Raw genomic sequence first — 13,276 nt, 5'->3', positions numbered from 1 at the left:
CATATGAAGGGAGGGCTTCTGTTGAACAAATTCTTAAAAGGCGCAGGTTTTTATTTGTTACTTTTAATTATAATCGTGACAATAGTAGAATTTGCAGGTACACCGACAGAAACAGTAAAAGAATTAAACTTTTCTCAAGTATATAAATATTTAACAGAAGAAAATATATCAGAAATACGTTTTGTAGATTCAACTTCAGTAGAAGGTACAATAAAAGATTCAAAAGAAAAATTTACATCTTATATGCCAAGAGAAGTCATGAGTGATGAGTTTGCAAATGAGGTATTAGAGCAATCTAAAGAAGGAAAATTAGTATTTAGTGGTAAACCAAAACCAACTGAACCTTGGTATATACAAATGCTACCAACATTATTATTAATATTCTTTATGGTAATAATGTGGTTCTTATTTATGAATCAGTCTCAAGGTGGAGGCGGAAAAGTTATGAACTTTGGAAAATCAAAAGCTAGAGTTCATAAAGATGATGAAAAGACTAGAGTTACATTTAAAGATGTAGCAGGTCTTCAAGAAGAAAAAGAAGATTTAAGCGAAGTTGTTGACTTCCTTAAAAATCCAAAGAGATATATTGAATTAGGAGCAAGAATACCTAAAGGGATACTTATGGTAGGACCTCCTGGTACAGGTAAAACTTATTTATCAAGAGCAGTTGCTGGTGAAGCAGGAGTTCCATTCTTCACTATAAGTGGTTCTGATTTTGTTGAGATGTTTGTTGGGGTTGGTGCTTCAAGAGTAAGAGATTTATTTGAACAAGCTAAGAAAAATGCTCCAGCGATAATATTCATAGATGAAATCGATGCTGTTGGTAGAAAAAGAGGAGCTGGCCTTGGCGGTGGACACGATGAAAGAGAACAAACATTAAACCAACTTCTAGTTGAAATGGATGGTTTCGGTGTTAACCAAGGTATAATTATAATGGCAGCAACAAATAGACCAGATATACTAGACCCTGCGCTACTTAGACCAGGTAGATTTGACAGAGAGATAGTAGTAGGAGCGCCTGATGTAAAAGGTAGAGAAGCTATATTTAAAGTTCACTCAAAAAATAAACCTCTTGCAAAAGACGTAAAAGTAGATGTATTAGCTAAGAGAACTCCAGGATTTACTCCTGCAGATATAGAAAACATAATGAATGAAGCTGCAATACTTACAGCTAGAAAGAAAGAAAAACAAATTCATATGGAAACTATAGAAGAAGCTATAACAAAAGTTATGGTAGGGGTTGCTAAGAAATCAAGAGTTATAAGTGCAAAAGATAGAAAACTCACAGCTTACCACGAAGCTGGTCATGCTATATGTATGCATGTATTAGAACATGTAAGCCCAGTTCACCAAGTAACAATAATACCAAGAGGTAGAGCTGGAGGATTTACAGAACCTCTTCCACAAGAAGATCAAATGTATGGAACTAAGAATGAAATGAAAGAAACTATCATAATGGCATTAGGTGGTAGAGTCGCTGAAGAATTAATAATGGACGATATATCTACAGGTGCATCTAATGACTTAGAGAGAGTTACTTCAATAGCAAGAGCTATGGTTACTAAATACGGTATGAGTGAAAAACTTGGACCAATGGTATATGGCGATAGTGATGAAGAAGTATTCCTAGGAAATTCAATTTCAACTAAGAAAAATTACTCTGAAGAAATAGCTTATGAAATAGATAAAGAAGTAAGAGATATAGTTGAAGTTGCATATGCAAAATGTAGAAAAATATTAACTGACTATTCTGCGGAGCTTGATTATGTAGCTAAAGGCTTATTAGCATATGAAACTTTAGATGCAGAACAATTTATAAAAGCATTTAATCAAGAACTTCCTTTAGATAAAGGAGATTTAGTTGAAAAATCTGATACTGACAATTCAACTACAGAAGAAGTTAAAGTTGATATAACTAAAAAAACAGAAACTACTCAAGTAGAAAACAAAATAGAAGACACTGTTGTAGAATTAAATAAAAAAGATTTAGATAATGAAAAATAATCTTGAATATTAGATAAAAAGGCTGTTACATTAATTGTGTAACAGCCTTTATTTTTTTTTGATAAATTTTCCTAAAAATTGTATTTTATATATAAACAGTTAACAATATAATGTAAAATAAGATATAAATTGATAATAAGAAATTAATACATAGTTTTAAAGGGGTGTATTTATGAGAGAAAAGATAATAAGAGCTATTTTAGATAGCGGAGATAGCTTTATATCTGGAGAACAATTATCTAAGGCATTAGGAATTTCTAGAACAGCAATATGGAAACATATAAATGCACTTAGAGAAGAAGGATATAATATAGAATCTGTAAATAAAAAGGGATACAGATTAGCAGAAAGACCACATGATATATTATCACTAGAAAATATATCGCATAATCTTAGCACTGAATTTATAGGCAAAAATATAATACATTTGGATACTGTAGGTTCTACAAATGATTATGCTAAAGAAATTGGAAATAAAGTTAATGGGGGAACCTTAATAATAAGTGAACAACAAACTAAAGGTAAAGGAAGATTGGGCAGAAGTTGGAAGTCAAAATCAGGAGATGGAATTTGGATGAGCTTAATTATAAAGCCTAAAATTGAGCCATATAAGACGCCGTTTTTAACTTTAGTAGCAGGTGCAAGTATTATTAAAGCATTAGATAATTTAGGTGTTAATGTATCGATAAAATGGCCAAATGATATCATATTAAATCATAAGAAAATTTGCGGTATATTAACTGAATTATCAGCCGAAATGGAAAGAGTAAATTATATTGTTATGGGAATTGGTATAAATGTAAAAACACTTGAATTCCCAGAAGAAATAAAAGAGAAAGCTACTTCTCTTTATAAAGAAGGATATAAGTTATCTAGAGTTGATATCGTTAGACAATTTTGTATAGAGTTTGAAAAATTATATAAAGCTTATATACTAGATGGAAACAAAGATAGCACTTTAGAAATATGTAAAAAATATTCGGCAATAATAGGGAATCATGTATATCTTATAAAGAATAACAAAAAAGAGTTAGTTGAATGTATAGATATAAATGAAAATGGAAATTTAATTATAAAAGAAAATAATGGTGAAATAAAAGAAATACTATCAGGAGAGGTTTCTATAAGAGGAGTAAAAGGATATGTATAATAACATACTAGATGTTAAAGGATTAAAAGTAGGACAAGCACAAAATGAAGAAGCTCTTACAGGATGCACAGTAGTTATATGCGAAGAAGGCGCAGCATGCGGTGTAGATGTTAGAGGAGCTGCCCCTGGAACAAGAGAAACAGATTTACTTGATCCAGTAAATACAATTCAAAAAGTACACGCTGTTGTTTTATCTGGTGGGTCAGCATTTGGTTTAGAAAGTACATGTGGAGTTAGCCAATACTTAGAAGAAAAAAACATAGGATTTGAAGCAGGGCCTTGTAAAGTGCCAATAGTTGTTGGTGCGGTATTATTCGACTTAGCAATAGGAAATCATAAAATAAGACCAGACAAACAAATGGGATACGAAGCTTGTTTAAATGCTAGTGAAACAGTTTTAGAACAAGGAAACTATGGTGCTGGATGTGGAGCAAGTGTCGGAAAAATAAGAGGACCAGAATTTGTAACAAAAAGTGGTATAGGAAGTCATTCTACAAAATTAGACAATGGAATAGTAGTATCAGCTTTAGTTGCAGTAAATGCATTAGGAGATGTGTATGAAGATGGAAAGGTAATAGCAGGAGCATTAAATAATGATAAAACTAGCTGTCTAAATAGTTACGAACTTATGAAACAAGGGGTAACAAAAGGCGGATTTAGTATAGATAATACTACAATAGGAATTATTGCTACTAATGCTAAATTAGATAAAGCACAATGTAAAAAAATATCACAAATGGCCCATGATGGATACGCGAGAGCTATATTCCCTATACATACTCCTCATGATGGAGACACAATATTTACGATGGCAACAGGTGAAATAGAAACAGGAGCAGATTTAACATTATTAGGTTCTTTAGCAGTTGAAGTTATGGAAAAAAGTATAATAAATGCTGTTAAAAATGCTAAAGGAGTAAAACAAATACCATCATATAATGAATTAAAACAACAATTATTAGTAAAATAGATATTTAATAAAATTGATTAAAATAATCCAAAAATATACTAAAAAGGCATGTTTTTGATTATAAGAAAAAACTAACAAAAAAATGTGAGAATATTGACAACGCAAGTGTCGACTGCTAAAATTTATTTTGTTACAGCGGGCATTCTTAAAAAAGAAGTCTGACTATAGGGTAAAATATGTAACAAAATAATATTAAAAGTCCGGCATCCAATGGAGCTGGAACGGAGGTTATATTATGATGAACGCAGGAGCACAAGCATCAACTCAAAAACGATTAAACGTTAGAAGAATGGCAGTAATCTCAGTACTGTCAGCAATATCAATTGTATTATCTATGATTCCTTTTGTTGGTTATATACCACTAGGACCAGTTAAAGCAACTATTATGCATGTACCAGTTATAATAGGAGCAGTAATAGAAGGTCCAGTTGTTGGAGCAGCAGTAGGTTTAATATTCGGATTAACAAGTCTATTTAAAGCATTTACAGAACCTACAATTACATCATTCTGTTTTATGAATCCAATTATATCAGTATTACCAAGAATATTAATTGGTGTAGTGGCATACTATGTATATGCAGGAATACACAAATTAACTAAAAGAGTTTATTTATCAGGATTCATTGCAGGAGTAGTTGGATCTCTAACAAATACAATAGGAGTTATGGGATTAATTTACGTATTATATGCGGATAGATATATGAAAGCAATAGGTCAAGCAGGAAATGCAGGTAAATATATTCTTGCAATATGTACAGCTAATGGTATACCAGAAGCAATAGTAGCAGGTGTATTAGTATCAGCAGTTGCAGTGGCTATGATTAGAAAAAGCAAAAAATAGAAAGAGGGTTTATATAAATGCTATTAGTATTTGACGTTGGAAATACCAATATGGTTTTAGGCATCTATGAAGGAGATACATTAACTAACAGTTGGAGAATAAACACTGATCATCAAAAAAGTTCAGATGAATATGGTATATTAATAAATAACTTATTTGAATACCATAGAATCAATATGAGAGATGTTAAGAATATAATTATATCATCAGTGGTTCCAGATGTTATGCATTCTCTTGAAAACTTCTGTATAAAATACTGTGGAGTTGAGCCATTAATAGTAGGACCAGGAATAAAAACTGGCTTAAACATAAAATATGATAATCCAAAACAAGTTGGGGCTGATAGAATAGTAAATGCAGTAGCAGCTATCGAAAAATACGGATACCCATCAATAATAGTTGATTTTGGAACAGCAACTACATTCTGTGCAATATCAGATAAAGGAGAATACTTAGGCGGTTCAATTTGTCCAGGAATTAAGATATCAAGTGAAGCATTATTCCATGAAGCATCTAAATTACCTAGAGTTGAATTAGTAAAACCAGGTATGACAATTTGTAAAAATACAGTATCAGCAATGCAAGCTGGTATAATATATGGTTATGCAGGAATGGTTGAAAGATTAATTAACATGATTAAAGAAGAGTTAGGTAATGATGATGTAAAAGTTATTGCAACAGGTGGACTTTCAACACTTATAGATTCAGAAACTGATAGCATAGATTATATCGACAAAGACTTAACACTAGAAGGTTTAAAACTTATCTACGAAAAAAATAAAGAATAAATAATCGATTAATAAAACATATTTTTTGATTAATAAATAGAAAAGCAAAGACTGTCTCGAAAATAATAGAGACAGTCTTTTTTAGGCATAAAATATACGTATTTTTGAAAAATAAATGGTTAAGTAAATGTAAAAAAATAAAATTTATCAAAAATCATATAGTATATTTTAATTTTTTGTAATAATATATTAGAAGTGGTCAATAATGAATTGATATAGTCCACAAAAACTTTTTAAATAAAAAGGAGAACAATAATGAACATAGGAAATGTAAGTCTTGACAACAGAGTTTTTTTATCTCCTATGGCAGGTGTAACTGACCTTCCTTTTAGATTAATATGTAAACAAAAAGGTTGTGGGATGCTTTATACAGAAATGATAAATGCAAAAGCCCTTTGCTATAATGATGAAAATACTAAAAAAATGACTAAAATAGAAGATGAGGAACACCCAATTGCAATCCAAATTTTTGGTTCTGAACCTGAATATATGGGAAGAGCTGCTGAAATATTGAACTCTCATCCAAATGAAATTTTAGATATAAATATGGGTTGTCCAGCTCCTAAAGTAATAAAAAATGGTGATGGATCAGCTTTAATGAAAAATCCTAAATTAGCAGAAGAAGTTATGAGAGCTGTAGTAGAAAATTCTACAAAGCCAGTAACACTTAAGATAAGAAAAGGATGGGATGATAATAGTGTAAATGCTGTTGAAATAGCTAAAATAGCTGAACAAGCTGGAATTAGTGCTGTAGCAATACACGGTAGAACTAGAGAACAATATTATTCTGGAAAAGCAGACTGGGATATAATAAAAGAGATAAAAGAATCTATATCAATACCTGTAATAGGTAATGGAGATGTATTTGAAATAGATGATGCAATAAATATGTTAGAAAAAACAAACTGCGATGCTATAATGATAGGTAGGGGTGCGCAAGGAAACCCATGGATATTCAAAAGAATAAACCACTATATGCAAACTGGTGAAATACTACCTAACCCAACTGCAGAAGAAAAAATAAATACAGCTATAGAGCATATGAAACTTGCAGTTGCTGAACATGGAGAATATGTAGCAGTTCGTGAAATGAGAAAACATATTGGTTGGTATATAAAAGGATTAAAAAATTCAGCTAGATTTAGAGATGAAATCAATAAATTAACTGATTGTGAATCTGTAGTAATGAAGCTGAATGAGTTGTCCTTGACACAATCAGAATAGTGACTTATAATAAAGCGCATAAATTAGTTAGAACGTAAAATTATAATGAATAATATAAAGAAAGTTATAATTTATAAAATATAGAGTGTAAAAGGAGTTGTTAAGTTATGGTAGAAAAACAAGAGTTACTTACTCAAGATGGTTACAATAAACTTGAAGAAGAGTTAGAATACTTAAAAACAGTAAAAAGAAAAGAAGTTGCAGAAAGATTAAAAGTAGCTATATCATTTGGGGATTTATCAGAAAATGCTGAGTACGATGAAGCTAAAAATGAACAAGCTAAATTAGAAGAACAAATATTAAAACTTGATGAAAAATTAAGAAAAGCAGTTATCATAGATGAAAGTCAAATAGACCTTGATATAGTAATGGTAGGTTCTATAGTTAAGTTATATGACTTTGATTTCGATGAAGAAATTGAATATTCAATAGTAGGTTCTGCAGAAGCTGATCCATTCGAAGGAAAAATATCTAATGAATCACCAGTAGGAAAAGCTCTATTAGGTGCTAGAGTTGGTGAAGTTGTAGAAGTACAAGTTCCAGATGGAGCAAATAAATTCAAAGTATTAGATATAAGAAGATAGAAGGGGAGGAACAAATGAGTAAAAACCAACATCAAAATGTAGAAACACATGAAGAACTTAGTGAAGTGTTAAAAGTTAGAAGAGAAAAATTACAAAATCTTATAGATATGGGAAGAAACCCATTCGAGCAAACAAAATATGATGTAACTGATTATTCTATGCAAATCAAAGACAACTTTGAAGCTAAAGAAGGCGAAACTGTTAAAATAGCAGGTCGTATAATGAGCAAAAGAATCCAAGGTAAAGCTGGATTTATAGATATACAAGATTCTGAAGGTAGAATACAATGTTACGTTAGAAAAGATGCTATAGGTGAAGAAGAATACCCTGTGTTCAAAACATATGATATAGGTGATATCATAGGTGTTGAAGGTACTGTATTCAAAACTAAAAAAGAAGAAATATCAGTAAAAGCAACTAGCGTAGTATTATTATCTAAATCATTACAAGTATTACCAGAAAAATACCATGGATTAAAAGACGTAGATTTAAGATACAGACAAAGATATGTTGACTTAATAGTTAATCCAGAAGTAAAACAAGCATTCTTAACAAGAACTAAAGCTTTAAAAGCATTAAGAAGTTACTTAGATGATAGAGGATTCTTAGAAGTTGAAACACCAATATTAAATACAATAGCTGGTGGAGCAAATGCTAGACCATTCATAACTCATCACAATACATTAGATATACCAATGTACTTAAGAATAGCTAACGAATTATACTTAAAAAGATTAATAGTAGGTGGATTCGATAAAGTATACGAAATGGGAAGAATGTTCAGAAACGAAGGTATGGATGTTAACCACAACCCAGAATACACTGCTATAGAAATGTACCAAGCATATGCTGACTTCAACGATATGATGGAATTAACTGAAAATGTTATAGCTCATATGGCAGAAGTTGCTACAGGAAGCACAGTTGTTAACTTCCAAGGAACTGAAATAGACTTCAAACCACCATGGAAAAGAATGACTATGATAGAATGTGTTAAAGAATACGCTGGTGTAGACTTTGATACTATAAACACTGATGAAGAAGCTTTAGCAGTAGCTAGAGAAAAAGGAATAGAAATAACTCCTGGAATGAGAAGAGGAGAAGTTATAAATGCATTCTTCGAAGAATTCGGTGAAGATAAATTAATCCAACCAACATTCATAACTCATCATCCAGTTGAAGTTTCTCCACTTGCTAAGAGAAATGCTGAAGACCCAAGAAAAACTGATAGATTCGAAGCTTTCGCAAATAAATGGGAATTAGCTAATGCATTCTCTGAACTTAATGACCCAATCGATCAAAAAGAAAGATTTATGGACCAATTAAGAAAGAAAGAATTAGGTGACGACGAAGCATGTGATATGGACGAAGATTTCATAAATGCTTTAGAAGTTGGTCTACCTCCAACAGGTGGATTAGGAATAGGTATAGATAGAGTTATGATGTTACTTACTAACTCTGCATCAATAAGAGACGTAATACTATTCCCAACTATGAAACCAATAACTCATAAAAATACTGAAGACGAAGAACAATAAGATTTATTAAATCTTAATATAATATAGAGGGGTGTCCTACTTTGGACATCCTTTTATTTTTATGTATAAAACTATATAGAAAAGTTTGACATATCTATATCCTAGGTATATAATAAATAACTGAAAATGAAATAGGGAATCAGTTTCTATTTAAGTAAACTGATATTATTTTTGGTGAATAAATGATAATGAGAATCGATTTAATCAAAATATATATAAATATATTTTGATTATGTTTTTTATGAAAGTGAGGAGTATACAATTGAACAATAATAATAGAGGAAAATATAAAACTAAACAAAGGGAATTAATATTAGATTATTTGGTAGATAATAAAGATAGACATGTAACAGTAGACGAGATAATAGATTATACAAAAGAATTTGGTTCTCCAGTTGGAAAAACTACTGCATACAGATATATCGACGAATTAGAACAAAAGGGCATAATCCGTAAGTATACAATAGAAAAAGGCATATGTGCTTGTTATCAATACATAGATAAAGAAGAAAAATGCTACAATCATTTTCATTTTAAATGCAAAGTATGTGGGGAACTATATCATTTAGATTGCAACTTTTTAAATACAGTAAAAGAACATTTATGTGCTCATCATGGATTTGAAATAGATAGTTCAAAAACTGTATTCTATGGAACATGTAAAAAATGCTTAAATAAAATAGGAGATAGAGATGAATAAGAAGAAAATAGGAATTATTGTATTAATTATCGTAATGTTATCTGGAGTTATGATGATTTTTGCAAATGGAATAAAGAATAAACAAGTAGTTGAGAAACATGATGGAAAACTACAAATAGTCGTTACTTCATTCCCACAATATGATTTTGCTAGGGCAGTTGCTGGAGATAACGCGGATATACAAATGCTTATTAAACCTGGTGTAGAAACACACTCATACGAACCAACGCCAGATGATATAAGAAAAATCCAAAACTCAGATTTATTTATTTACAATGGTGGAGAAAATGATAAATGGGTAGATGGAATTTTAGATTCTATCGATATGAGTAAAACAAAAACTTTAAAATTAGAGGATTGTGTAAATTTAATTGAAGAAGATGAAACAGTAGGTCTTGAAGGTGTAGCAACTCATTCGCATGATCACGATCATAGCCATGAAGATGGAGAAGACCACGACCACGAAGATGCAGAAGGTCATGAAGGACATGAACACAGCACAACAGACATAGAGTACGATGAACATGTTTGGACATCACCTATAAATGCTATAAAAATCGTTAAAGAAATAAACACAGTTTTAAATCAATTAGATGAAAAAGATGCAGATAAATTTGATGCAAATGCTAAACAATATATATCTGAAATAGAAGATATAGATTCACAAATTAGAGATATAGTAAAAAATGCGAAAAGAAAAACTTTAGTATTTGGGGATAGATTCCCATTCAAATACTTTGTAGAAGAGTATGGTCTTGATTATAAAGCTGCATTCCCTGGATGTAGTGATGAGATGGAACCATCAGCAGAAACTGTTTCTTATTTAGTTAATTTCATTAGACAAGAAAATATACCAGTAGTATTATATGTTGAACTTAGCAGCCAAAAAGTAGCTAATACTTTAGCAAATGAAACAGGAGTAAAAACTATGTGTTTAAATTCTGCTCATAATCTTAGTCAACAAGACTTTGAAAATGGTGCAACTTATGTGTCTATTATGAAAGAAAACATAAAAACACTTAAAGCAGCACTACAGTAAAATATGAATTGGAAAGGAATATTTTAAATGAGTCAAATAGAATGTAAAGATGTTAGTGTAAAATATGAAAATCAAGTAGTATTAGAAGATATTTCTTTTTCTATAGAACAAGGTGATTACTTATGTATAGTTGGAGAGAATGGTTCGGGAAAAAGTACCTTAGTAAAAACTATATTAGGTTTAGAAAACTCTAAATTAGGTCAAATTGTATTTGGAGAAGGCTTAAATAAAAATGAAATAGGATATTTACCACAACAAACTCAAGCTCAAAAAGATTTTCCAGCATCAGTATATGAAGTTGTATTATCAGGATGCTTGAATTCAAAAGGATTTAGTCCATTTTACTCTATGAAAGATAAAAAATTAGCTAATGAGATGATTAAATCTCTTGGCATAGAAAATATAAAAAGAAAATCATTTAGAGAATTATCAGGGGGGCAACAACAAAGAGTATTGTTAGCAAGAGCACTTTGTGCAACTAAAAAGATAATAATACTTGATGAGCCTATAACAGGCTTAGACCCAACTGTAACACGTGAGATGTATAGTTTAATAAAAGAAATAAATAAAAAAGGGATTACGATTATAATGGTATCTCATGATATAAATTTTGCTGTTAATAATGCAAGTAAAATACTTCATTTAAAAAAGAACATCAAATTCTTCGGAAATACAGAAGATTATGCTAACAGTGAAGTAGGAAGAAGATTTATAGGAGGTGCCCAAATTGATTAGTGTATTAAGTGATATGATGTCATATACATTTATAGTTAGAGCAATGATAGTAGGTGGCTTAGTTGCTTTATGTTCTGCCTTATTAGGAGTTAGTTTAGTTTTAAAAAGGTACTCAATGATAGGTGATGGGTTATCACACGTGGCATTCGCTGCTCTTACAATAGCTGTTGCTATGAATGTAGCGCCACTATATATATCAACACCAATAGTTACAGTAGCTGCTATTATACTACTTAGATTAAGTGAAAATAGCAAGATAAAAGGTGACTCAGCAATTGCCTTAATATCTACAGTATCTATTGCTATAGGGGTTGTTGTAACGGCATTAACAAAAGGAATGAATACAGATGTATATAGCTATATGTTCGGTAGTATATTAGCAATGTCTGAATCAGATGTATATATGAGTATTGCTTTATCTGTAGTAGTTATTATATTATTTGTATTTTTCTACAATAAAATATTTGCAGTTACTTTTGATGAGTCATTTGCAAAAGCTACAGGAACAAAAGCCGATGCTTATAATATGATAATTGCTGTTTTAACAGCTATAACAATAGTTGTTGGTATGAGAATAATGGGTACAATGCTTATATCAAGCTTAATAATATTCCCAGCATTAATATCAATGAGAAACTTTAAAACATTTAAAAGTGTAATAATATGTTCTGCAATAGTATCAGTAGTATGTTTCTTTTTAGGAATAGTATTATCGTATTTATATTCAATACCTACAGGAGCAAGTATCGTTCTTGTTAATACTGTAGCGCTTATATTATCGTATTTAATAGGAGAATTGAGAAATTAATCAATTCTCTTTTTTAATTCTACGGAAATTATATATTATCTGGTTTGTGGATAATGTATAATTTCCAACTTATTAACTAAAGCAACGGACGAAGTCGTTGGCGATATGAACGAAGTGAATTTTTTTATTAAAGAAATTTAGGCTAAATTATTATTAAAAATAACATCTAAATATAAAATAACAATATAAACCTAAAAAAATATACTTAGAAAATGGAATAAAATATATCAATATATATTAATATGTGATAATTAGAAGAAATTTTTGTAAAGGAAATAGGAATATTTTTTTAGAATTATAATAGAGCTATCAAGAGTTTAATTAACAAATTAATAAAAATTATATAGGGGGATTTTATAATGTTACAAATTTTAAATTGGTTATGCCTTATAAGTGTGTGTTTTCTATCAATTCAAGTATTCTTATATATGTGTAAAGATACAATAAGACTTTACAAAAGTATGGTTAGAACTAAAAAAGTTCATTCTCAAAAGCCAGTTATTCCAACAGTTGCAGAAGAATTATTAAATAAAATTGCAAAATAATAAAAAAAGTGTTGACGGATATGTTTTATAGTGGTATAGTATTACTTGTCCTTAAGAGAGGCGCAAGAGATTCGACGAAATCTCGGTAAGAAGTAGAAGTTGATTTTAATAAATTTAAAACAACATCTAAGTAACTTATTTATTGAATTGGTTTTTAAAAATAAGTTAAAAAACTTCTTAAAAAAGTGGTTGACAAATAAATAAAGATTTGTTAAACTAAAGAAGCTGAAACGAACGAAACAAAATAAGTTAAGTGAGTTAAGTAAATGAAATAATGAACTTTGAAAATTAAACAGTAGGTTAATTAATAAACTTTAATTCACACGAATTAAAACCAACAACAAACCAAG

At 30.2% G+C, this 13,276-nt stretch carries 13 protein-coding genes; all 13 read left to right on the top strand.

Going from position 1 to position 13,276, the window contains the following annotated elements:
- Positions 1–21 precede the first annotated feature (21 nt).
- The 13 genes from ftsH (at position 22) to ABCM86_RS10360 (ending at position 12,926) form a co-directional block, all read left to right on the top strand.
- Positions 22–2,004, top strand: coding sequence for an ATP-dependent zinc metalloprotease FtsH (ftsH, locus tag ABCM86_RS10420; protein ID WP_279325555.1), 1,983 nt, complete (start codon positions 22–24; stop codon positions 2,002–2,004).
- A gap of 172 nt (positions 2,005–2,176) precedes the next feature.
- Complete coding sequence (locus ABCM86_RS10415) at positions 2,177–3,154, top strand: biotin--[acetyl-CoA-carboxylase] ligase (RefSeq protein ID WP_343003964.1); 978 nt, start codon at positions 2,177–2,179, stop codon at positions 3,152–3,154.
- On the top strand, positions 3,147–4,124 hold the full coding sequence (locus ABCM86_RS10410) for a P1 family peptidase (protein WP_343003963.1): 978 nt from the start codon (positions 3,147–3,149) through the stop codon (positions 4,122–4,124). The genes ABCM86_RS10415 and ABCM86_RS10410 overlap by 8 nt, the downstream gene beginning before the upstream one ends.
- Positions 4,125–4,359: 235 nt before the next feature.
- A complete protein-coding gene (locus ABCM86_RS10405) occupies positions 4,360–4,965 on the top strand; it encodes an ECF transporter S component (RefSeq protein WP_195930570.1) in 606 nt (201 codons plus the stop codon).
- A gap of 17 nt (positions 4,966–4,982) precedes the next feature.
- Positions 4,983–5,753 carry a type III pantothenate kinase gene (locus tag ABCM86_RS10400; RefSeq protein ID WP_195930567.1) on the top strand — a complete coding sequence of 257 codons (771 nt, stop codon included), beginning with the start codon at positions 4,983–4,985 and terminating at the stop codon, positions 5,751–5,753.
- Between the two features lie 255 nt (positions 5,754–6,008).
- Positions 6,009–6,977, top strand: coding sequence for a tRNA dihydrouridine synthase DusB (dusB, locus tag ABCM86_RS10395; RefSeq protein WP_195930564.1), 969 nt, complete (start codon positions 6,009–6,011; stop codon positions 6,975–6,977).
- Between the two features lie 107 nt (positions 6,978–7,084).
- A complete protein-coding gene (gene greA / locus ABCM86_RS10390; protein WP_195930551.1) occupies positions 7,085–7,561 on the top strand; it encodes a transcription elongation factor GreA in 477 nt (158 codons plus the stop codon).
- A gap of 14 nt (positions 7,562–7,575) precedes the next feature.
- The gene (gene lysS / locus ABCM86_RS10385) at positions 7,576–9,099 is read left to right on the top strand and encodes a lysine--tRNA ligase (RefSeq protein WP_195930548.1); all 1,524 of its coding nucleotides are present in this window, start codon (positions 7,576–7,578) and stop codon (positions 9,097–9,099) included.
- Between the two features lie 262 nt (positions 9,100–9,361).
- Complete coding sequence (locus tag ABCM86_RS10380; RefSeq protein ID WP_195930546.1) at positions 9,362–9,799, top strand: transcriptional repressor; 438 nt, start codon at positions 9,362–9,364, stop codon at positions 9,797–9,799.
- Complete coding sequence (locus ABCM86_RS10375) at positions 9,792–10,838, top strand: metal ABC transporter substrate-binding protein (protein ID WP_343003962.1); 1,047 nt, start codon at positions 9,792–9,794, stop codon at positions 10,836–10,838. Before ABCM86_RS10380 ends, ABCM86_RS10375 begins: the two co-directional genes overlap by 8 nt.
- 27 nt (positions 10,839–10,865) lie before the next feature.
- The gene (locus tag ABCM86_RS10370) at positions 10,866–11,573 is read left to right on the top strand and encodes a metal ABC transporter ATP-binding protein (protein ID WP_195930542.1); all 708 of its coding nucleotides are present in this window, start codon (positions 10,866–10,868) and stop codon (positions 11,571–11,573) included.
- Positions 11,569–12,381 carry a metal ABC transporter permease gene (locus ABCM86_RS10365; RefSeq protein WP_343003977.1) on the top strand — a complete coding sequence of 271 codons (813 nt, stop codon included), beginning with the start codon at positions 11,569–11,571 and terminating at the stop codon, positions 12,379–12,381. Before ABCM86_RS10370 ends, ABCM86_RS10365 begins: the two co-directional genes overlap by 5 nt.
- A 359-nt stretch (positions 12,382–12,740) precedes the next feature.
- Positions 12,741–12,926, top strand: a complete 186-nt coding sequence (locus tag ABCM86_RS10360; RefSeq protein WP_295572085.1) for a hypothetical protein — start codon at positions 12,741–12,743, stop codon at positions 12,924–12,926.
- The last annotated feature ends 350 nt before the right edge of the window (positions 12,927–13,276 follow it).

Source organism: Clostridium sp. 2218st1_F5_2218SCRN_220325, assembly GCF_039062665.1.
In the GTDB taxonomy this organism is placed as follows: Bacteria; Bacillota; Clostridia; order Peptostreptococcales; family Peptostreptococcaceae; genus Intestinibacter.
Note: the sequence above shows the minus strand (reverse complement) of the source record. Positions and strands in the feature narration are given on the sequence as shown.